This is a genomic window from Ruegeria sp. BG6, assembly GCF_056538465.1.
On sequence record NZ_JBQFTB010000015.1, the window covers coordinates 16,717 to 37,519 of the forward strand.

Here is a 20,803-nt window from a genome sequence, read left to right on the forward strand (position 1 = left end):
ATAACGGTCATTCGTCGCGCAGTCGGGTGTCTTTTGGCGCACTAATATTGGACCCCGGCCAGAGCGCCGGAGGTATAAACGGGCAGAACTCTCACGTCACGCGTCCAAGACGAGCAATGCATCCGAAATCCGGTCTGCGGCAGATTGATCGCGCAAGGGGAGCCGGGCCAGTGAGGTCGGTTCGAAATCTGCTTCGATCTGCTTAAGATGCATTAGTCTTTGGAGTGCAGCTTCTGTGTCGCCAGAAACAGAAAGTGCTGCAGCCAGCAGCGCTAGATTCGCCGGCAAATTTGGCTCTGCATGGTCGGCCTGCATTAACTGTTGGACTGCACGAGAATGATCTCCAGCTACCAGCGCGACATAGCCGGCGTCTCGATAGTAGAGATGCCGGTAGGGATAGGCAGGGTCGCACGCAAGCGCGATATGCGACAACTTGGTTGCGTCATCAATTGAGCCTTCGGCCAGCTTAATTAAGGCCATAGTATTAATCGCGTGATAGTAGTCGGGGTTCAGCGTCAGAGCCTCTTCCAAATCAATGCGCGCGGCTTGCAAGTCGTGGTTCCCAAAAAGCGATAGCGTCCCGCGTACGGTCCGGATCAGGTGGTCATTTGGCCTAATTTTCGTTGCGGTATCGATCAGTCCTCGCGCTTTTACGACTTGCTGAAGGCCCATGTCTCGCCAGCCAAGGATGCGGGACATGCTGACTATATTCCAGCATAGCATTGTCATTGCCATCCAGTTGTCTGGATCAAGGCGCAGAACACGTTGCAGCAAGGATCGCGAAAGCTCCCAAGATTCCTTGGTAAATGTGAAGTTGCAGCCCATCGCAAAGTTGAGCAGTTCCTCAACGCTCATGTCTTCTGGAGATTTGTGCTTGAATTTTTCCGCCAGTAGGGCTGGAAGTCGAATTCGGATTGATCCGGCCACGCGCTGACACAAGCGATCCTGGATGTCGAAAGCGTCTGAGCCTCCTTCATCAATTCGATCGGTCCAAACACACGTGCCCGTGGCGCATTCCACGAGTTCAATCAGCACGCGCCAACGATCGCCCGAAACCCGAATGGATCCACCAAGTTTAAAGTCTGCGTCGTTTTTGACGGCAACGAGTTCCAATCCGGTTTGACGGCCGAATGCGTGGCTCAAATCCGCGCGCAACGCAGACGCCATTTCAACCGCCGCAGCATTTCCTCCTTCAAGGTTGCTCAAGTGGAGCTTGGGTTTGCCATTCATGCCGACTGGTGTCCGGGTCAAAGCGGGGAGCGGTCCTGGCCAGCTCCAAACCTCAACTGGCATTTGAATGTTTTTCAGTTCTACAACACCGTTTGGGTGGAACTCTGCATCCACCCCACGGTGCATAAGGCGTTGAGCATCTGCAGAAATGGCGATGCCGCCGCCATCTGCGACCGTCTCAAGACGTGCCGCCACGTTTACCCCAGAGCCGAAGATGTCGCCGTCAATATGAGTTATGTCGCCCACGTTTACCCCGATCCGAAGTGACAGATCCGAACCTTGCATGTCCGATTGGATTGCCAGGGCGCAGTTTACGGCGTCGGCGGCAGACGCAAACTCAGCCAGCCAGCTATCGCCCATTCTTTTTACCACCTGTCCATGCCTACCTGTGATTTGCTTCTCGACAATCTCGGACTGGATTTTCAGAACGGCGTTGAGCGTGTGAACCTCGTCGAGCTCCATTCGGCGGCTGAACCCAACTATGTCTGCCGCGAGCACTGCTGCAAGTCGTCGTTCCATGCATTGGACTATAACGGTTCAAAGCAAACTTGGCAGCCAACGTATACGGTATATGACCAAGTTGGGCTCAAATCGGTCATTCGCTGCGTCTCGGCGCATACAGCCCATTTGAACGTCCGCTCCGGGCTCGGTGCAGTCATTGCCGCCAATAAGACGAATGCCCGTTCTTTCAGCAATGGGGACATTCGAACAGTTCCGATTGGAACAGGGACACTTTGATTGTTCAGTGCTTCTATTTGAAAATTGACAGCTTACTTTTCGGCCAAACTCCATTACTTGCCTGCGATTCAGCTGCAGATTTTTTGTTCAACAAAGATCAGTTGCCTGAAAAAAAACAAATCCTCTATTGACCGTAAATTTGGGATGAAATACACCCGCTCGAGCTGAGCGGGCGTCGTATACTGGCTATTACCTCAGCCTTCCAAGCTGATGAAGCGGGTTCGATTCCCGCCGCCCGCTCCAGATCAGCCCCGAAAACTCTGCGTCAAATGGCCCATGTGGACCGCTGATTTTGCCATGCGGCTTGACCCTGCCGGTCACTGCCGCCAAGAAAGCGGTCACTCAAAACCGATCAAGACACAAGGGCCAGACATGGCAAGAAGCACGACCGCCAGTCCAGCAACAACACCGGCCCCCGGCGCCAGCGAAGAGCGTAAGGGATCGAGAAAGGTTGGGGTGCTGACGTCCCTCTGGCCGTTCATGAAACCGTATCGGTTGCTGATGATCGGGGCCACTCTGGCGTTGGTGCTGACGGCGAGCATGACGCTGACGCTGCCGCTGGCGGTGCGTCGGGTGGTGGACAATTTCCGCATCGAAGACGGTGAGCTGCTCGATTGGTATTTTCTGGCCGCACTGGGCATCGCGGCGGTGTTGGCGGTCGGAACCGGGGTTCGCTACGCTCTGGTGACGCGGCTGGGTGAGCGTGTGGTTGCCGATATCCGCAAGGCGGTGTTTGACCGTGTGATCGGCATGAGCCCGGAATTTTATGAACGCATCATGACCGGCGAAGTTCTGAGCCGCATCACCACAGACACAACCTTGATTCAATCTGTGTTGGGGTCGTCGGTCTCGATTGCGCTGCGCAACATGCTGCTGTTTTTCGGTGGTCTGGTGCTGATGCTGCTGACCTCGGCCAAGCTGACCGGCATGGTTTTGCTGCTGATCCCGATCGTGGTCGTTCCGATCCTCGTTCTGGGCCGCCGCCTGCGCGTGATCAGCCGCAAGAATCAGGACTGGATCGCCGCTTCGTCAGGCAACGCGGGTGAGGCGCTGGGCGCCGTTCAGACCGTGCAGGCCTTTACCCACGAAGACGCCAGCCGCAAGCAGTTCGGTGACATGACCGAGACTTCGTACGTGGTTTCGCTGCGCCGAATTCAGACCCGTGCGGTGTTGACTGTAATCGTTATTTTCCTAGTGTTTTCCGGCATCGTCGGCGTGTTGTGGATGGGCGCGAATGATGTGCGGAACGGGGTCATGACCGAAGGCGTTCTGATCCAGTTCGTGATCTATTCGATCATCATGGCAGGCTCGGTCGCCGCGCTGTCGGAAATCTGGAGCGAGCTTCAGCGCGCCGCAGGGGCAACCGAACGGCTGGTTGAACTGCTGAACGCCGAAGACACCGTGATCGATCCGGCGCAGGGCCATATACTGCCACAGCCTGTAAGGGGCGAAATCCGGTTCGAAGACGTGACTTTCCGCTATCCGGCGCGTCCGGACATCGTGGCGCTGGACCACCTGACGTTGCAGGTCAAGCCGGGCGAAACGGTTGCTTTCGTTGGTCCGTCCGGGGCAGGCAAGACAACCGTGATCCAGATGATCCAGCGGTTCTATGACCCTGACGGAGGTTATGTCAGCCTCGACCGGGTGAACCTGCGCGATCTGAGCCGTGCCGATTTCCGCCAGCACATGGCGTTGGTGCCTCAGGATCCGGTGATCTTTGCGGCCTCTGCGCGGGAAAACATCCGTTTTGGCCGTCTTGACGCAACCGATGCCGAGGTTGAGGCCGCTGCACGTGCCGCCGCCGCACATGACTTCATCTTGGCGCTGCCGGAAGGCTATGACAGCTTTGTCGGCGAGCGAGGCGTCATGCTGTCTGGCGGACAGAAACAGCGTATCGCGATCGCTCGCGCAATCCTGCGGGACGCGCCGGTTCTGCTGCTGGACGAGGCGACCTCGGCACTGGATGCCGAAAGCGAACGGGCGGTGCAGGGCGCGGTGGATCAGATGCGCGCAGGGCGGACCACGCTGATCGTTGCGCACCGTCTGGCCACAGTTAAAAAGGCCGATCGCATCGTTGTGCTCGAAAGCGGCCGGATCGTGGCGCAGGGCACGCATGAGGATCTGGTGGCGCAGGATGGCCTCTATGCACGTTTGGCGCGCCTGCAATTCACGGATGGCGTCGCTGCGGAATAGCCTGACGTATGGGCAATTCCGATTTCGCCGTGGCGTAATTCTACAAATCTTCTGTATCTCTCGATAAGCCGTTGCTTGATAACGCTCGGTTTTGGCCGCATCCTTGCATGCAAAGCAAACCCGCGCGTGACGTGGGAGAGATAAGGGAGGAGCCACATGGCCTTTGTGGGATTGGAAGACAAGGCGAGAATGGAGCAGGAGATGCCGTGGGAGGACCGCGACGTTCCGGTTACCTTCCATCAGTTGCTGTCGCGTACGGCCGGGCGTTTTCCCAACCACAAGGCAATCAGCTTTCAGTTGTTGTCTGGCCCGAAGGACAAGGCGGAGACCCTGACCTGGTCAGAACTGCTGGGCAAGGTTAATCAGGCGGCCAATCTGTTCCGTTCGCTTGGCATCGGGGAAAAGGACGTGGTGGCCTATGTGCTGCCCAACTGTAACGAAACGCTGGTCACTCTGATGGGTGGGGCGGTCGCGGGTATCGTGAATCCGATCAACCCGTTGCTGGAGCCGGAGCAGATCGCGGCCATCCTGCGGGAGACAGGTGCCAAGGTTGTCGTCACGTTGAAGTCATTCCCTAAGGCGGATGTCGCGCAGAAAGTGGAAGAAGCCGTACGGCACGCGCCAAGCGTCAACACCATTCTCGAAATTGATCTGAACCGCTATCTCACGCCTCCGAAATCGTGGCTGGTGCCGTTCCTGCGTCCCAAAATGGGCGACAAGGAACACCTTGCCCATGCGGACTACAAGGATTTCGGACAAGAGCTGGCCAAACAGCCGACAACGCTGACCTTTGAAGACAGCAAGGAAGACCGCGTCGCCTGTTTCTTCCATACCGGAGGGACAACCGGTATGCCAAAGGTCGCGCAGCACAAATATTCCGGTCTGATTTACAATGGCTGGCTGGGCAACACGCTGTTGTTCGATGAAAACGACGTCATCATGTGCCCGTTGCCCATGTTCCATGTCTTTGCTGTGCATGTGATCATGATGGCGGCGGTGTCCTCTGGCGCACATGTGATTTTCCCGACGCCTGCAGGGTATCGGGGCGACGGAGTGTTCGACAATTTCTGGAAACTGATCGAACGCTGGAAAGTTACCTTTATCATCACCGTACCCACCGCGATTTCCGCCAAGATGCAGCGCCCAGTGGATGCTGATATCTCAAGCGTGAAAACCGCCTTTTCGGGTTCGGCCCCTTTGCCGGTGGAGCTGTTCCGCCGGTTCGAGGAAGCGACCGGCGTTACAATTGTCGAAGGTTATGGCCTGACCGAAGCAACCTGCCTTGTTTCGTGCAATCCGGTGGATGGCGAGAAGAAGATCGGCTCGATCGGTATTCCGTTCCCATACACCGACGTCAAAATTCTGCGCGACGGGCCGGATGGCCCGACGGAATGCAACGCAGACGAGATTGGGGAAATCTGTGTTTCGAACCCCGGTGTCTACGCGGGCAATACCTATACCGAAGTGGACAAGAACGTTAACCTCTATCATTTCGACAAGTATCTTCGGACGGGTGACCTGGGGCGGTTTGACGAGGACGGGTATCTGTGGATCACCGGTCGTGCCAAGGACCTGATTATTCGCGGCGGCCACAACATCGATCCGGCCGAGATCGAAGAAGCACTGCTGGGGCACGAGGCGGTCGCCTTTGCCGGCGCAATCGGACAGCCGGACGCGCATTCGGGCGAGGTGCCGTGCGCTTTCGTGGAACTGGTCGACGGGGCCAGCGTGACCGAAGAAGAACTGTTGGAATACTGCAAGGTTCACGTTCACGAGCGTGCAGCGCAGCCCAAGCATATGACAATTCTGGACGAATTGCCAAAAACGGCGGTGGGTAAAGTCTTTAAGCCCGAACTGCGAAAACAGGCGATTACCCGAATCTACAACGGTGCGCTCGAGAAGGCGGGCGTCGACGCGCGCGTGGTTTCCGTGATCGACGACAAAAAGCGCGGGCTCGTCGCACAGCTTGACGCGAACGGCTCATCCGAGGACGATGTTTCCAAAGTGCTGGGATCGTTCACCCGGCCATGGGAATGGGCTGCCTGACCGCGGAGGGACAATGGATTATGAACGTCTGATCGATGAAGAAACCTGGGCGTTCATAAGACGAACGGCTGAAAGCTATCCCGAAGATGCCGTTGAGTTGTCGATTGACGATCAGCGCCGCGTCTATGACGCGATGTGTCGGGACTTTCGCCAACCACTGCCACCGGGCGTAAACACGCAGGACAGGTCCGCCAACGGTGTACCTGTCCGGGTCTATACAGCCGGAGATCCCACCCGCACCGTGGTTTATTTTCACGGCGGCGGGTTTGTCGTGGGGGGCCTTGAGAGCCACGATGACGTCTGTGCCGAAATCTGTGCGCAAACCGGATACCACGTTGTCGCCGTCGACTATCGGCTTTGCCCCGAACATGTGCACCCGGCGCAGTTTCAGGACAGCTGGACTGCGGTCACCTGGGCTGCGCAGGAGTTCGGCGATCCCATGGTACTGGCCGGCGACAGCGCCGGGGGCAATCTGGCGGCAGCGGTTGCGCATTATGGGCGCGGGCGGCTGGACGACATTCTGGGGCAGGTCCTGATTTATCCGGCTCTTGGTGGGGACATCTCAAAGGGGTCCTATGTCGAACATGCGCATGCCCCGCTTTTGACCCAGGAAGAAGTGACGTTCTATGAAAAAGTCCGCTGCGGCGGTTCCGTGCCGGATCATGATCCGACTTTTGCGCCTTTGCACGATTCTGACTTTTCCGGGCTCCCACCAACCGTTGTCGTAACCGCTGATTGCGACCCCTTGCGGGATGACGGGTCAGAATATTGTGAAAGGATCATAGCCGCTGGCGGGCAGGCGTGTTGGATCAACGAACCTGGTCTGGTTCACGGCTATCTGCGCGCCCGAACATCTGTCAAACGCGCAGCAGCCAGCTTTGAGCGAATTTCCGTCGCCATCGAGGCGCTGGGGCAGGGCATCTGGTCTTACGACTGATCCCCTGCCTTATTTCAGAAACGCTTTAGCCTTCATCGTGTCGGCGATGGGGGCGCCCAGACGCGAAAGGATTGTCGGGGCAAGCTGTAGCTGGTCGATCACCTGATCGGCTTCAAGCCCCTTTGCTTCCCCAAAGTAATACAGCGCCGTTTCCTGTTGCAGCGGGCTGCGCCCGCCGTGGTGGCCGCGTTCATCCTGACCGTGATCGGCAGTCACGATGACCTCGTAGCCCAGTTGCCGCCAACGTGGGATGAACGGGGCCAGCATTTCGTCCGCGACGAAACAGGCGTGATCCATCTCTTCGCAATCGTGGTAGAAGCGGTGCCCCATGCTGTCCAATGTACAGGCATGAAGCAGCCCGTAATCCAGCCCATGACGCAGACAGAGGTTGGTCAGAGTGGCATATAGGTCTACGTCGGACGGCGTCATCTGATTGGCTTTGCCGTAGCCGGTCATGGTGTGGAACCGGCCATGGTTGATCGTCTTGCTGTCCGGCTCATCATATTCGATATCGCGGACGTAATCGAACGGGTGCCGATTGAAGAATTGCGACCAATAGCTGTGGGTCACGGCGCCGGTCACGCCACCAGCCTCACGGACCTGGCTGAAGACGTCCTTGTGGCTTAGCCGGAACACGTTTCCGTTGCCCGTGCAACCGTGCTCCTGCGGTGTCACTCCGGTATGGATCGACGCATAGCAACTGGCCGATGTGGATGGCAGAACTGCGCGCAGTTTCCAAACCCGTGCCTCGCCGTTTTCGACCCAGCCTTCAAGGTTGCCGAACAGTCTCCGGAAATTGCGCCACGGAACACCGTCCAGAATGATGAGGAGTAGTTTGCGATCCATGTCATTGGCCTTTTGATTGAATATTTCAGGCGACCCTAGGGGATTCGCGGTAAGGGTTCTGCCCGTTCGCGCCCCCAATGGCAAAATCCCGACACCTGTCATCGAACAAGGTGCCGGGATTTCAGATTTTCACCGAAAAGTCACGGAAAGGGCAGGGATCAGTTCCCGGCACTTTCCATCTTGCGGTGGGCGACAACCTCTTCCAGCCAGCCCAGATGCATCTCGGGGACCGAGCTGAGCAGCAGGTCGGTATAGTCGTCGAACGGCGGGCTCAGAACCTCGGATTTCGGACCGTACCGGACCACGCGGCCCTGGTACATTACGGCAATTGAATCCGAGATCGCGCGCACTGTCGCCAGATCGTGGGTGATGAACAGATAAGCCACGTCCTCGATCTTTTGCAGATCCAGCAGCAGCTTAAGGATCCCGTCCGCCACCAGCGGGTCGAGCGCCGAAGTCACCTCGTCACAGATGATCATCTTGGGCTTGGCCGCCAGCGAGCGTGCGATACACACACGCTGTTTCTGACCACCGGACAGTTCCGCCGGGTAGCGGTCGATGAACTTCTCGCCCAGTTCGATCTCATCCAGCAATTCGATGATCCGCTTGCGCTTTTCCGCGCCGCGCATGTTGAAGTAGAACTCCAGCGGGCGGCCGATGATCGTGCCAACCGTTTGACGGGGGTTCATCGCAACGTCGGCCATCTGATAGATCATCTGCAACTCGCGCAGGTCCTCGCGGGAACGCCCCTTTAGATCGGGCGACAGCTTGCGACCGGCGAAGGTGATCTCTCCGTCGCGCGGCGGCAGCAGGCCAGTGATCACCCGTGCAAGAGTCGACTTGCCCGAACCGGATTCCCCCACGACCGCCAAGGTCTGCCCCGGATGAAGCTCGACATTGACGTTGTGCAGCACGTCGAAATTCAGCCCCTTGTAGCGCGCGGTGATGCCGTCGACGCTCAGCACCGCTTCGGGTGTGGGCTTCTTTTCTTCGTGTTCGATTGATCGGACCGAGACCAGCGCCTTAGTGTATTCCTCTTGCGGGTTGTTGATGATCTGATCGGTATTGCCGTATTCGACAGTGTTGCCCATTCGCAAAACCATGATGTCATCGCTCACCTGTGCAACAACCGCAAGGTCGTGCGTAATGTAGAGCGCGGCAACGCCGGTATCGGCAATGGCTTCCTTGATGGCCATCAGAACGTCGATCTGTGTGGTAACGTCCAGCGCCGTGGTGGGTTCGTCGAAGACCACCAGATCAGGCTCGGGACACAAAGCCAGGGCTGTCATGCAACGCTGCAACTGACCGCCCGAGACCTGGTGCGGGTAGCGTTCGCCGATATTGTCTGGGTCAGGCAGACCCAGCTTGGCAAACAGCTCCCGTGCGCGGCCTTCGGCCACTTTCCGCGAGAACTTTTTCTGTTCGACTGCGGCCTCGACCACCTGATCCATGATCTTTTTGGCCGGGTTGAACGAGGCAGCGGCGGACTGAGACACGTATGTGACCTCCCCCCCCCGCAACTTGCGTATATCGCCGTGCGACGCTTTCAGGATGTCTCGTCCGTTTACCCAGACCTCGCCACCAGTGATCTTCACACCGCCCCGGCCATAGGCCATCGACGCCAGTCCGATGGTGGATTTACCGGCACCGGATTCACCGATCAGGCCCAGCACCTTGCCGGGCGCGAGGTCAAAGCTGACCCCGTGCACGATTTCGATGTCATGGGGCTTTTCGCCCGGCGGGTAGACAGTCGCGCCGATTTTGAGGTCGCGGACCTTGAGAAGGGTATCACTCATCCCCGGCCTCCTTTCAGCGATGTGGTACGGTTCAGAATCCAGTCAGCCACAAGGTTGACCGAAATGGCCAGTGTTGCGATGGCCACAGCGGGGTAGAGCGCTGCGCCAATGCCATAGACGATGCCGTCCTTGTTCTCTTTCACGATGCCGCCCCAGTCCGCCAGCGGCGGCTGGACGCCAAGACCCAGGAACGAAAGGGTCGAGATGAACAGAACCATAAAGATGAAACGCAAACCGAACTCGGCCACCAAAGGCGACAGAGCGTTCGGCAGGATTTCCCGAAAGATGATCCAGCCCCGGCCTTCACCGCGCAGTTTGGCGGCTTCGACATAGTCCATGACGTTGATGTCCACGGCGACAGAGCGTGACAGGCGATAGGGGCGCGTTGCGTCCAGCAGGCCCATCACCAGGATCAGGATCGGAACGGTTACCGGAACGATTGCCAGAATGACCAAAGCCAGGATCAGGGTGGGGATCGACATGACCAGATCAACCGTCCGGCTGAGTGCCTGATCGGCCCATCCGCCCAGAACCGCAGCCAACAGTCCCAGAGACGTGCCGGTAATGAAACTGAGCAGTGTCGCAGCGGCGGCGATGAAGATCGTTGTCCGACCGCCATAGATCATCCGGGTCAGCAGGTCGCGTCCGATATTGTCGGTGCCCAGCAGGTGCTCGGCGCTGGCGGGCTCCCAAACGTCGCCGACGACTTCAGCCATTCCGTAAGGCGCAATCAATGGGGCGGCAATGGCCACAAAGAAATACGCGCCGGTGAACATAAGGCCGATCAATGCCGAAAGAGGAATATTCTTTATCATTTCGGATGCCTCAGTCTTGGGTTGGCAAGGATCGACACGATATCCGCAACCATGTTCAGGCCGATATAGACCGCCGCGAACACCACGCCGCAGGCCAGAACAACGGGCACGTCACGCTTGGTCACGGCGTCCACAAGATACTGCCCCATGCCGGGATAGACGAACACAACCTCGACAACGACGACACCCACAACCAGATAGGCGAGGTTCAGCATAACCACGTTGACAATCGGTGAAATCGCGTTGGGAAAAGCGTGTCGGGCAATGACCTGAAACGTGCTCAAACCCTTCAGTTCTGCGGTTTCGATATAGGCCGACTGCATCAGGTTCAGAATGGCCGCACGCGTCATGCGCATCATTTGCGCCAATACCACCAGAGTCAGAACGAATGCCGGCAGCGCAATTGCGTTCAGCTTTTGCCCGAAGGACATGGAATCGTTGATCATCGCCAGTGATGAAAACCATCCCAGCTTGACCGAAATATAGTAGATGACCACGTAGCCGATCAGGAACTCCGGGATAGAAACTGTGGTCAGGGTCACTGCGGAAATCAGCTTATCCGGCCAGCGGTTACGGTACCGGACGGCAAGCAGCCCCAGAAAGATCGCAAGCGGGACGGACACGATTGCGGCAACACACGCCAGAAACAGAGTGTTCCCCAGGCGTTTTCCAATGCTTTCGGCAATATCGAGCTTGTTGGTCAGTGACTGGCCAAGATCACCCTGAACGATACCTCCCAGCCATTCAAAATAGCGGGTCAGGGCAGGGCGGTTAAGGCCCATCTCCTCACGAAGGTTGGCCAGGGCTTCAGGCGTTGCGGACTGCCCCAGGACGGCTTGCGCGGCGTCTCCGGGAAGGGCTTCGGTTAGGCCGAAAATCAGGGCCGAAGCGCCGAACAGCAAAAGGATTCCCAGCGCAAGGCGCTGGGAAACCAGTTTGATGATGGGGTGCATTATCCGTAGCCCGTATCAGACGAACCACATTTTGCGGGACATGTTGCCGTTCATCATCTCCTGAGTCGGGTCAGATTCCCAGCCGTCCAGCTGGTTGCTCACGCCCTCGACAAAGTCGTTGAACATCGGACAGATCAGGCCGCCTTCGTTGCGGACCATTTGACCCATCTGGCTATAGATGCCCTTGCGCTTCTCGGCGTCCAGTTCCGCGCGCGCCGCGAACAGCAGATCGTCGAACGCCTGAACCTTGAACCGCGTGTCGTTCCAGTCGGCGCTGGACAGATATGCGGTCGAGTACATCTGATCCTGAACCGGACGGCCACCCCAGTACGACGCACAGAACGGCTGAACGTTCCAAACCTCGGACCAGTATCCGTCGTTGGGTTCACGCTTGATTTCCAGCGGAATACCCGCCTGCGAAGCGGTTTGCTGGAACAGCGCAGCGGCGTCCACAGCACCCGGAAAGGCACCGTCAGCAACACGCAGAATGATCGGCGAGCCGTCATGACCGGACTTCTTGTAGTGCTCAGCAGCTTTTTCAACGCTGAACTCGCGCTGTTCGATGGTCTCATCAAACAGGGGGTAGGCTGCGTTGATCGGCATGTCATTTCCGATCGAGCCATATCCGCGCAGCACTTTGTCCACCAGTTCCTCGCGGTTGATGGCGTATTTCAGCGCGGTGCGCAGTTCGTTGTTGTCAAACGGCGCAGTGTCGCAATGCATGATGAAGACATAATGTCCGCGACCAGCAGTCGAGTGCACCGTCAGGTTCGGTGCGCGGCCCAGCAGGTCGGCAACTTTGGGTTCAACACGGTTGACCGCATGGACCTGGCCGGATTGCAGCGCAGCCGTCCGTGCGGTTGCATCGTTGATGACAACGACTTCGACGCTGTCAAAGTTGCCGAAATCGCTGTTCCAGTGGTTTTCATTTTTGGTGAACAGGTGACGGACACCCGGTTCGTCCACTTCCAGCTTGTAAGGGCCGGTACCGATACCCGCACCAGGGTTGTCCATGCCGCCATCCGGCTGAATGATCAGATGGTAGTCGGCCATCAGATAGGGCAGGTCCGCATTCGGCTCACTCAACGTGACCTGGAAGTTGTCGCCATCGGCCTTCATCGACTCGATGCCCTTCATGATGCCCAGAGCACCCGATTTCGAATCTTCGTTCGAATGACGCTGCATGGTCTTCAGCACGTCTTCGCTGGTCATTGTCTTGCCGTTGTGGAATTCGACACCCTGACGCAGCTTGAAAGTCCAGACCTTGGCATCTGCGCTGCCTTCAACGCTTTCGGCCAGACGCGGTTCGATCGTGCCGTCCGGCGCGACTTCGACCAGCTGGTCTCCGAATTGCTTGCCGTTCTGGAACGGAACCGAACTTGCATAGGTTGCCGGGTCAAGCGAGTTCGTGGATTCGCCGCCCTGCAGGCCGAACTTCAGATCACCGCCCTTTTTCGGGCCTGCCGCACGCGCGGCATCTGCAAACATGGTGCTGGCCATTGCCGCAGTTACACCCAATGCCGCTGCTTTCCCCATGAATTCGCGACGGGTCAGCTTGCCGGCTGTAACCTGTTTGGTCATGTGAGTGAGTTGTTCGTTCATTCAAGAATCTCCCGGTTGGTAGAGTTGCAGGCCCTTTCTGGGCTTTTTATTGACGCACGAGTCAAAGTTCGCGCATTTTAGAGCAGGCGACAAGAACTAAAATTTCAAGAAATGCCGTCCCAGCCTAAAAATGTTGTGTCTCGACGGTCGCTCATCCAGAGGGAACGCGACCAGATTACTTGTCCTTCAATACTATATCGCGATCCAGGCGTATCTCATCAGTGAAACTTTCTTCACGAAAGGTTTGATAACTGTCGATGTGCGGGCGCAAAATACGTCAGTTTTTCTGGTTTTGCGGACCGACCTCTGTCCGAAACGACCAACATCGCGCGACTTCGGGACCAGATCATTCCCGTTCACGCGCGCACCACGACAAGCAGGTCCATAACGTTCGTTCCGGTTGGACCGGTGATCAGCAATGCGCCTGCTTTGTCCAGAAAGCTCCCGCTGTCGGCCCGTTGCAATGCCTGCTCTGCGCCCTCGCCCCATGTTGATCCGTCGATGATCGCACCCGCAGCCAGTGTGGGACCATCGGTTCCATCGGTCCCGCCGACCACCAGTGTCAGCCCCTCGGTCCCGGCGATTTCCCGTGCCAGAGCCAGCGCGAGCGCCTGATTCCGCCCCCCGCGGCCGGGGTTTTGCGGCAGTACAACCGTTGGTTCACCACCAAAAATCATGGCCCCCGTCGACATGGACCGCAACCGCGGCCCCAGCGTCCGGGCAATTTCCAGATAATCGTCGTGCAGACACTCCTCGTTGGCCAGCACCGTGTATCCGGCGTCCGCCGCCAATTCGGCCGCTGCGCCCCGCGCATGTGCATTCGACGCCACGATCCGGGCCGTGGCCTGGTAGGCGTGATCATCGGGCAGTGCGCCGATGCCCGAACCGATGACGTTGAGGTCATCACCGGGCACATCGGATATGGCCAGAACGGTCACGCGCGCGCCCGAAAAACCAGTCAACAGACCGCCGCCCTTGATCCGCGACAGCTTGCGCCGTTCGGCGTTCATGGCGGTAATATCCAGCCCTTCGGACAACAGTCTTTTGTTCAACTGTTCCAGATCGGACAGAGTTTTGCCCGGCACCAGATCCTCGGCCAGCGACGAGGCGCCGCCGGACACCAACAACAGAAGATGTGATCCGTCCGCCATGTTCTCGACGGCCTCACGCAGGGCTTTGCCACCCGCAAGACTGCGGTGGTCTGGAACAGGGTGCGACGCCTCGATCACCTCAACATGCGGAGGCAGGTCGCGGCCGTGGTCGTCCTTGGTTACGACAAGTGTCGGCAATGCACCAAAATGTTCCAGCGCCGCCCGCGCCATGGCCGCTGCCGGTTTGCCCACGGCAAGGATGCGATCGGGCGTCGGGATATCGCTCAACGCCTGCCTAACAGACGTGTACCCATCGACCGCCGAAACGCCGGCCTGCCAGATCCGCTGTGCTTTTTCCGCTTGGGACATCAGTTTTCCACCCAGATTGTGACCGGTCCATCGTTGACCAGTTCGACGGCCATAGTCGCGCCGAATTCTCCTGTTTCGACGGCAACACCCTGAGCCGCCAGTTTGTCTGCAAACGTTTCATAAAGCTGTTTGCCCTGTTCCGGAGGCGCAGCCTCGGAAAATCCTGGTCGGGTGCCGCGCGACGTATCGGCGGCCAGTGTGAACTGACTGACCACGAGGGCCGATCCGCCGATATCCAGCAGCGACCGGTTCATCTTTCCGGCGTCGTCCTGAAAGATACGCATTTTGGCAATCTTCTGCGCCAGCTTGTCCGCCTGCTGTTCGTCGTCACCCCGCATAGCACAGACAAGGATCAGCAGACCGGTGCCGGACTGACCGATCACTGTTCCGCCGACCGATACGGATGCGCGCGTCACGCGTTGCAGAAGGGCCCGCATGTCTTCTCTCCTAGTCCATTCTTTTCAGGAACACCGGCGTCAGCCCCGCCAGTCCACGATTTCATCCACGCCTGCGCGGTTTGTTCGGAAACCGTTTGCAGGGTGGTCCCTGTCCGGGTACCCGAAAGATATCGCACACAGGATCAGGCGATCATCCGGGATCTGAAAAAACCGGTGCAGAAACGGGCTGTAAGCGGCCAGCGCCGCCTGGGGAATGGTGGCCACGCCCAGAGCCTGCGCCGCCAGCGTAAACGCCGTGACAAAACCACCGCAATCCATCGCCCCGTAAGGGCCCAGTTCGGCCGGGCTGGAAATAATGGCGCAATGTGGCGCGCCGAAAAGGGCAAAATTCTCGCTCATTTGCCGCGCCGACGCCGCGCGGTCGCCGCGCTCGATCCCGACCGATTCGTACAATGCCCATCCACAGGCACGGCGGCGTTCCTGATAGGTTCCTGAATATGAGCTGGGAAAGCGTAGATCCGGGGCAGGGGTACCAGTCGCGGCTTCATGCATCATGGCCTGCCGGAAACGCTCGGTTTCCGCGCCGCTGGTGATAACGACCTGCCAGGGCTGTGCATTACACCAACTTGGCACCCGGGACGCGCTGGTCAGAATTTTCCGGATATCACCCCGAGGTACCGGATCTGACAAAAAGGCACGGCAGGAGTGTCGATCCTCCAGCAAGCCGTTCAATGCCGATAGCGTCACCCGATCTCTCCTTCGCCCCAACGCCGCGCAGGATGGCTGCGGGTTGGGCGAAGATCAAGTGTCCGGACGACGGATTGTAAGTCTATTGCTGGCCCGTCGCCGCCAGGTAGCCAACCACGGCCGCGACCAGAAGTCCAAGCACCACCGCGATCGTGATCTTGATGGCCGACCAGGGCCGTTCCCCCTGAACCCGGCCGGTTCGCCCGTTCACTACGAATCGATAGGTCTGACCGCGGTATTTGTAGGCCGCCATCCAGACCGGCAGCAGGATATGTTTGAAAGTAACATCCCGCACATCGGTTTCGACCGCATGCACGCGCTGACGGTCACCCCCGATGTCAAAGCGTACATCCCGTTCTATGACGCGCGCCATATGCGCCCGCGCCTCGGCATACCCGTCCTTCAACTCGACCGTGTAGGCTTCGGCCCGAAAGCCTGCCAGGTACTCGGGCTGATAAGGCTCCAGCGCGGGCAGGTCCCAGGGCTCCAGTGCGTCGGTGTAACGTTTCGGCAATGAGCGAGAGGCGAGCACAAGAACATCATCGAAAAACCGCGCCACGCGGCCCGATTTGGGAGACCAGCGCACCTTTGCGACCTGTTGCTGAACCCGCTTCCCATCGCGCATGACCGTTATGGTTTCATAGTAGATCACACCCCGCTCACCGCGATATCGGGATTTGGTATCGGCATCGAACGTCCAGTAGGGCACGTAGATACCCTGCATCTTCCGCCCCTTGCGGGCGTATTCTTTCAGGCCATTCGGGGCGAACCACAGCCGGCCGAGCCAATCACCCATGGCCTTGTGGGCCGAACGTTCATCCAGCGCAAACGGCAATACCCCTTTGGGTTTGATGTGACGGTTCACGCCCGAATCCGTGACTACTGGCGTGGCGCAGAACGGGCATTCCGCCGCGTGCGTGGCGGGGTCGAATTCGACCTGTGCGGCACAGTTCGGGCAGGACAGAACTCGGGTTTCCTCAATCTCGCTGTCTGGCAGTCGATCTGCAACTGCCGCGTCAAAATCCAGCTCACGCAGGCTTGCACCGCCCCACGGACCCGCACCAATCGACACCGAGTGCCCACAGTGATCGCAGGTCAACGTGCCGTCGCCGGGGTTGAACCGGTAATCAGCGCCACACTGGTTGCATGGAAAGCGGTGTTCGTCTGTTTGTGTAACAGTGAGTTGCTCAGGATCGGTCATTGCCATTTCACCAGGGTTTACTGTCTCTTACAGGCGCGTGTTCAGTTGCTTTCCAAATGGTCTTAGAAATCAGATGCCGGAACGACCTGCGTTTGGTAGCTGCGTCTGGCGCCATTGCCGAACTCGACTTGAATCAGAATTGTGCCTTCGGGATTGCTGAATAGGTCAAGGCACGCCCCCGACCACTGATCAGCCGCAGCCAGACAAAGTCGGTTGCCTGACATCTCCGACACATAGGTGGACGTGCGAAGATCGGATAGCGCCCCAAATGACCGGTATTCAGCCCGGCCATTCTTGAATATCCGGAAACCGTCGCCTTTGGCATCGAACAAATCGGCGGCAGCCCCCGGATGAGCCTTGAAAAAATTCTGCCGCGCGGCGTCCACCGCGAGCGGAGGAAGAGAGGGCGTGGCCGGTTCGCGGCCCGGTCCCGCACATCCGCTCAGCAAAGCGACGGCGATGAAGACTGGCGCAACAGACCTTCCCATCGGGTCACGCACCCGGCGGCGGCGGCGGGAGAATGGTGAAAAGTTGCGCCAGTTCCTGCACATCACCAGCCTTTTTCCAGCCGTCCTGTCCGGCCGTCCAGACATGCGTGTCGCGGGTGATTTCGCCATCCGTGGCCATGCGGCCCATTTTGGCTTTGGAAAACGGTCCACTGACCTGTCCGTCCACCGCGATGTGCCAGACATGTTCCACGGGCGGCGGGGGCGGCGGTGCCAAACGCGCCGTCGGTTGCGGAGCAGCGGGGGCGGACGCACCCCAAGGGCCGCTCGGCTGACCCGCTGCCATGTTCGACATCTGCTGCGCCATCGCCATGCCCATTCCCATGCCAAGACCCGCGCCCATACCGCCTCCCTGACCGGGGTTGCTGGCCGCGGCCGTCATTGCTTCGGCTGCGGAATACTGGGTGAACTTGCCAAGATCTCCCGCCAGCCCCATCGATGTCCGCTTGTCCAGCGCAGCCTCGACCGCCGGAGGCAGCGAGATGTTTTCGATATAGAACTCGGGCATTTCCAGCCCGTAGCCATCCAGCACCGGCGACACCTCTGCCGCGATCAGCTTGCCCAGATCGGCGGTATTGGCCGCCATGTCCAAAACCGGGATACCCGACCCGGCGATCACCCGGCTGAACTCCTGCACGATGATGTTGCGGATCTGAAAACTGATCTCGTCCATGGTGAATTCGCCATCAGTGCCGACGATTTCGACCAGGAATTTAGCGGGGTCCTTCACACGGATCGTATAGGTGCCATAGGCCCTGATCCGGGTCGGGCCAAATTCGGGATCGCGCAACATGATCGGGTTCTTGGTGCCCCATTTCAGGTCATTGAACCGGGTCGTGTTGACGAAATAGATCTCGGATTTGAACGGAGACTGAAAGCCATGGTCCCAATGCTGTAGCGTCGTCAGGATCGGCATGTTGTTGGTCTCAAGCATGTAAAGGCCCGGCGTGAACACATCCGCCAGTTGCCCCTCGTGCACAAACACCGCCGCCTGTCCCTCGCGCACCGTCAGCTTGGCGCCATACTTGATCTCGTGTCCTTCGCGTTCGAACCGCCAGACCATCGTATCCCGGGTGTCATCCACCCAATGAATGACGTCAATGAATTCGCCGGTCAGAAAATCGAAAATTCCCATCTGGGTTCTCCTGTCCTTGAGGTCAGAGCGACTGACCCATCAACTCGCGTGAAATGATACGCACCACGGGCCTGGCATCTTCAACAGACACGCCAGGCTGCAGACGTGGATCGTAAAGAATAGTCAGCAATTTCTCGTCATGGCTGGTCAGAAGCGCAAACTCGTCATCGTCGTTGAAAATCGACGGTCGCGCTGTGGGGCTGTCGTTGGACAGACCCAGGCCTTGGGCGATTTCCTCGTGAATGCAGCTGCGCCGCACCAGATCAGGCAATTCGGACCGGATAAGCGTGACAGCACGTACGTATTTGTACGGTGATGTTCTTGTGGCCGAGGCCAGCACGAAACAGTCGAAGCTCGCGCGGGGATTGGCGATCAGATCCAGCGAGGCCTGACTGATATTCGGTATCAGCTGCTTCACGCGGGCGACGACGTAGGCGCTGTCGTCCTTGCCGGCAAAGAAGACGTGAAAATTGGCCTTGCGACTGACGACCGAGACAGGGTGCCCCGTCAGTTTCGCCAGACGTTCGGTGTAGCCTTGGACAAGTTCCGAATCCCGCTTGCGTGTTTCGGGCAGAACTGACGGCCCGAACTCGGTCTGGATGCGCACCGGCCCCGACCAGCGACTGAGCTGCCCATCGGTCTGTCCTGAACCAATCGCCACGGCGTGATCAGGGTATTCGCTGTAAAACGCGATGGCTTCGAAATTGCGAGCCAGATCGTCGGCATCATAGGGCGTATCCGGGCCGCCACCGTCCACACGAAGCAATCCGCGTGTCAGCAGATCGCGCTCGACCCGCTGATAGAAACGCGCCAGATCCTGACTGGCCGCAGACGGGGGAACATAGGCATTGGGCTGCGGCGCCGGTTCAGCCGGGCGAGCCTCGGGAACAAGTGAGGTCGTCAGCGCTTCGTCGCAATTGGCCAGAGCCAACAGCGAAACCAGTCCCAGCAGGACCTTGAGACATTTCAACGGACGCACGCCCCGACCCGCCTCAGCCCGATACAGCGGTTCCGGCATTGTCGCCAATGCCATCCTTTCGGGCTTTGGCCGCCGCCAGAGTGTCACGCAGTTCAGCCTCCATCTTTTTCAGCTCTTCTTCGGCGGCAGCGCGTTTGGCTTTGCCCTCATCGGCGATGGCAAGGCTTTCGTTGATCGTGCCGATCAGGTCTGCATTGGCCTTTTTGACGGCCTCAATGTCAAAGACACCGCGTTCCATTTCCTCGCGGATCATCTTGTTGGACTGGCGCAGATTGGCCGCGTTCGAGGTCAGCAATTCGTTGGTCAGGTCGTTGGCTTCGCGCACGGCCGAGGCAGCCTCGGCGCTGCGCTGGATCGTGACGGCCTGCGCAAGCTGCGTCTCCCACAGCGGGACTGTGTTGACCAAGGTCGAGTTGATCTTGGTCACCAGCGACTTGTCATTTTCCTGAACCAGACGGATCGACGGCAGCGATTGCATTGTCACCTGCCGGGTCAGCTTCAGGTCGTGAACGCGGCGTTCCAGATCATCGCGCGCGGCGCGCAGATCGCGCAGCTCCTGCGCTTCCATTACCTGTTCGCCCTCAGCGGCGGCCTGAACCTCGAGCTCTTTTTCCGGGATGTCGTGGCTGTCCAGTTCGGTCAGCTTTTCCTCACCCGCCGCGATGTACAGCGCCAGTTCGTCATAAAAGCCCAGCGTCTTTTCGTATAGCAAATCCAGCGACTTGATGTCCTTGAGCAGGGTGTGTTCATGCCCCAGAAGATCGTCGGTGATCTTGTCGATCTGGCCTTGCACATCTTCGAACTGCGCTGTGAATTTGGCAAAGGGTGCGGCCTTACCCAGCAATTTCTCCCACCAGCTACGTTCGCGGCGTACGTCAAGTTCACTGACCGAGAACCCGCGGATCGTGGTCACGATATCGCGCAGGCTGTCGCCAGCGGGGCCAACATCCTTGTTACGTACGTCCGCAAGCATGGCCTGGCTGATCTCCTGCAACTCGGCCTGTGCCGACGAACCAAAGGACACGATCGAATTGGTATTGCCCATATCGATCTCTTCCATCCGCTTGCGAATTTCGGCGCCGACAGGTTCATCGGCCTCTTCCAGCGGAACAATATCGGCCTTGGGCTCGGGCAGGGCCACGGCAGTCACTTCCTGAACAATCGTTTCAGCTTCAGCGGCCTTTTTCTTGATCTCATCGGACATGGGGATATTCCTCGCTC

Annotated in this window: 17 protein-coding genes and 1 tRNA gene; 4 read left to right on the forward strand and 14 right to left on the reverse strand. The window is 58.5% G+C overall.

The features are described from left to right. Window positions 1-96: 96 nt before the first annotated feature. On the reverse strand, window positions 97-1,749 hold the full coding sequence (locus ACR0JW_RS20375) for an adenylate/guanylate cyclase domain-containing protein (RefSeq protein ID WP_480535505.1): 1,653 nt from the start codon (window positions 1,747-1,749) through the stop codon (window positions 97-99). 387 nt (window positions 1,750-2,136) lie between these two features. Here ACR0JW_RS20375 and ACR0JW_RS20380 point away from each other — a divergent pair. The 4 genes from ACR0JW_RS20380 to ACR0JW_RS20395 all read left to right on the forward strand — a co-directional run bounded on the left by ACR0JW_RS20380 (window position 2,137) and on the right by ACR0JW_RS20395 (window position 7,144). Next, window positions 2,137-2,211 (forward strand) — tRNA-Gly (locus ACR0JW_RS20380). 129 nt (window positions 2,212-2,340) lie between these two features. Continuing rightward, window positions 2,341-4,161: an ABC transporter transmembrane domain-containing protein gene (locus ACR0JW_RS20385; protein ID WP_480714371.1), complete on the forward strand. Its 1,821-nt coding sequence runs from the start codon at window positions 2,341-2,343 to the stop codon at window positions 4,159-4,161. A gap of 156 nt (window positions 4,162-4,317) precedes the next feature. Beyond that, window positions 4,318-6,207 carry an acyl-CoA synthetase gene (locus ACR0JW_RS20390; protein WP_170682048.1) on the forward strand — a complete coding sequence of 630 codons (1,890 nt, stop codon included), beginning with the start codon at window positions 4,318-4,320 and terminating at the stop codon, window positions 6,205-6,207. A 13-nt stretch (window positions 6,208-6,220) separates the two neighbouring features. Continuing rightward, window positions 6,221-7,144, forward strand: a complete 924-nt coding sequence (locus ACR0JW_RS20395) for an alpha/beta hydrolase (RefSeq protein ID WP_480714372.1) — start codon at window positions 6,221-6,223, stop codon at window positions 7,142-7,144. 9 nt (window positions 7,145-7,153) lie between these two features. Here ACR0JW_RS20395 and ACR0JW_RS20400 read toward each other — a convergent pair whose 3' ends face one another. The 13 genes from ACR0JW_RS20400 to ACR0JW_RS20460 form a co-directional block, all read right to left on the reverse strand. Continuing rightward, window positions 7,154-7,990: an alkaline phosphatase family protein gene (locus ACR0JW_RS20400; RefSeq protein ID WP_170682046.1), complete on the reverse strand. Its 837-nt coding sequence runs from the start codon at window positions 7,988-7,990 to the stop codon at window positions 7,154-7,156. Window positions 7,991-8,148: 158 nt separating this feature from the next. Then, window positions 8,149-9,786 carry an ABC transporter ATP-binding protein gene (locus ACR0JW_RS20405; RefSeq protein WP_170682045.1) on the reverse strand — a complete coding sequence of 546 codons (1,638 nt, stop codon included), beginning with the start codon at window positions 9,784-9,786 and terminating at the stop codon, window positions 8,149-8,151. Next, the gene (locus tag ACR0JW_RS20410; protein WP_170610901.1) at window positions 9,783-10,598 is read right to left on the reverse strand and encodes an ABC transporter permease; all 816 of its coding nucleotides are present in this window, start codon (window positions 10,596-10,598) and stop codon (window positions 9,783-9,785) included. The genes ACR0JW_RS20405 and ACR0JW_RS20410 overlap by 4 nt, the downstream gene beginning before the upstream one ends. Further along, complete coding sequence (locus tag ACR0JW_RS20415) at window positions 10,598-11,554, reverse strand: ABC transporter permease (protein WP_170609824.1); 957 nt, start codon at window positions 11,552-11,554, stop codon at window positions 10,598-10,600. The genes ACR0JW_RS20410 and ACR0JW_RS20415 overlap by 1 nt, the downstream gene beginning before the upstream one ends. Window positions 11,555-11,569: 15 nt before the next feature. After that, a complete protein-coding gene (locus tag ACR0JW_RS20420; protein WP_170682044.1) occupies window positions 11,570-13,156 on the reverse strand; it encodes an ABC transporter substrate-binding protein in 1,587 nt (528 codons plus the stop codon). Window positions 13,157-13,512: 356 nt separating this feature from the next. Beyond that, on the reverse strand, window positions 13,513-14,616 hold the full coding sequence (locus ACR0JW_RS20425) for a DUF4147 domain-containing protein (RefSeq protein ID WP_170824806.1): 1,104 nt from the start codon (window positions 14,614-14,616) through the stop codon (window positions 13,513-13,515). Then, entirely contained in the window at window positions 14,616-15,053 is a 438-nt protein-coding gene (dtd, locus tag ACR0JW_RS20430; RefSeq protein WP_170682042.1) for a D-aminoacyl-tRNA deacylase, read from the reverse strand. Before dtd ends, ACR0JW_RS20425 begins: the two co-directional genes overlap by 1 nt. A gap of 39 nt (window positions 15,054-15,092) precedes the next feature. Beyond that, window positions 15,093-15,761 carry a nitroreductase gene (locus tag ACR0JW_RS20435; protein WP_170682041.1) on the reverse strand — a complete coding sequence of 223 codons (669 nt, stop codon included), beginning with the start codon at window positions 15,759-15,761 and terminating at the stop codon, window positions 15,093-15,095. An 82-nt stretch (window positions 15,762-15,843) separates the two neighbouring features. Beyond that, a complete protein-coding gene (locus ACR0JW_RS20440; RefSeq protein WP_170682040.1) occupies window positions 15,844-16,962 on the reverse strand; it encodes a TFIIB-type zinc finger domain-containing protein in 1,119 nt (372 codons plus the stop codon). A 62-nt stretch (window positions 16,963-17,024) separates the two neighbouring features. Further along, the gene (locus ACR0JW_RS20445) at window positions 17,025-17,450 is read right to left on the reverse strand and encodes a hypothetical protein (RefSeq protein ID WP_480714373.1); all 426 of its coding nucleotides are present in this window, start codon (window positions 17,448-17,450) and stop codon (window positions 17,025-17,027) included. A 4-nt stretch (window positions 17,451-17,454) separates the two neighbouring features. Beyond that, window positions 17,455-18,603, reverse strand: a complete 1,149-nt coding sequence (locus ACR0JW_RS20450; RefSeq protein ID WP_170682038.1) for an SPFH domain-containing protein — start codon at window positions 18,601-18,603, stop codon at window positions 17,455-17,457. A gap of 22 nt (window positions 18,604-18,625) precedes the next feature. Then, window positions 18,626-19,621, reverse strand: a complete 996-nt coding sequence (locus ACR0JW_RS20455) for a DUF2927 domain-containing protein (RefSeq protein ID WP_170682037.1) — start codon at window positions 19,619-19,621, stop codon at window positions 18,626-18,628. Then, window positions 19,596-20,786 carry a toxic anion resistance protein gene (locus tag ACR0JW_RS20460; protein ID WP_170682036.1) on the reverse strand — a complete coding sequence of 397 codons (1,191 nt, stop codon included), beginning with the start codon at window positions 20,784-20,786 and terminating at the stop codon, window positions 19,596-19,598. The genes ACR0JW_RS20455 and ACR0JW_RS20460 overlap by 26 nt, the downstream gene beginning before the upstream one ends. Window positions 20,787-20,803 lie beyond the last annotated feature (17 nt).

Coding starts and splice junctions, on each gene's coding strand:
- ACR0JW_RS20375 (WP_480535505.1), bottom strand. CDS start 1,749: ATGGAACGACGACTTGCAGCAGTGCTCGCGGCAGACATAGTTGGGTTC.
- ACR0JW_RS20390 (WP_170682048.1), top strand. CDS start 4,318: ATGGCCTTTGTGGGATTGGAAGACAAGGCGAGAATGGAGCAGGAGATG.
- ACR0JW_RS20415 (WP_170609824.1), bottom strand. CDS start 11,554: ATGCACCCCATCATCAAACTGGTTTCCCAGCGCCTTGCGCTGGGAATC.
- ACR0JW_RS20420 (WP_170682044.1), bottom strand. CDS start 13,156: ATGAACGAACAACTCACTCACATGACCAAACAGGTTACAGCCGGCAAG.
- ACR0JW_RS20425 (WP_170824806.1), bottom strand. CDS start 14,616: ATGTCCCAAGCGGAAAAAGCACAGCGGATCTGGCAGGCCGGCGTTTCG.
- ACR0JW_RS20460 (WP_170682036.1), bottom strand. CDS start 20,786: ATGTCCGATGAGATCAAGAAAAAGGCCGCTGAAGCTGAAACGATTGTT.
- ACR0JW_RS20400 (WP_170682046.1), bottom strand. CDS start 7,990: ATGGATCGCAAACTACTCCTCATCATTCTGGACGGTGTTCCGTGGCGC.
- ACR0JW_RS20385 (WP_480714371.1), top strand. CDS start 2,341: ATGGCAAGAAGCACGACCGCCAGTCCAGCAACAACACCGGCCCCCGGC.
- ACR0JW_RS20445 (WP_480714373.1), bottom strand. CDS start 17,450: ATGGGAAGGTCTGTTGCGCCAGTCTTCATCGCCGTCGCTTTGCTGAGC.
- ACR0JW_RS20395 (WP_480714372.1), top strand. CDS start 6,221: ATGGATTATGAACGTCTGATCGATGAAGAAACCTGGGCGTTCATAAGA.
- ACR0JW_RS20450 (WP_170682038.1), bottom strand. CDS start 18,603: ATGGGAATTTTCGATTTTCTGACCGGCGAATTCATTGACGTCATTCAT.
- dtd (WP_170682042.1), bottom strand. CDS start 15,053: ATGCGGGCCCTTCTGCAACGCGTGACGCGCGCATCCGTATCGGTCGGC.
- ACR0JW_RS20405 (WP_170682045.1), bottom strand. CDS start 9,786: ATGAGTGATACCCTTCTCAAGGTCCGCGACCTCAAAATCGGCGCGACT.
- ACR0JW_RS20455 (WP_170682037.1), bottom strand. CDS start 19,621: ATGCCGGAACCGCTGTATCGGGCTGAGGCGGGTCGGGGCGTGCGTCCG.
- ACR0JW_RS20440 (WP_170682040.1), bottom strand. CDS start 16,962: ATGACCGATCCTGAGCAACTCACTGTTACACAAACAGACGAACACCGC.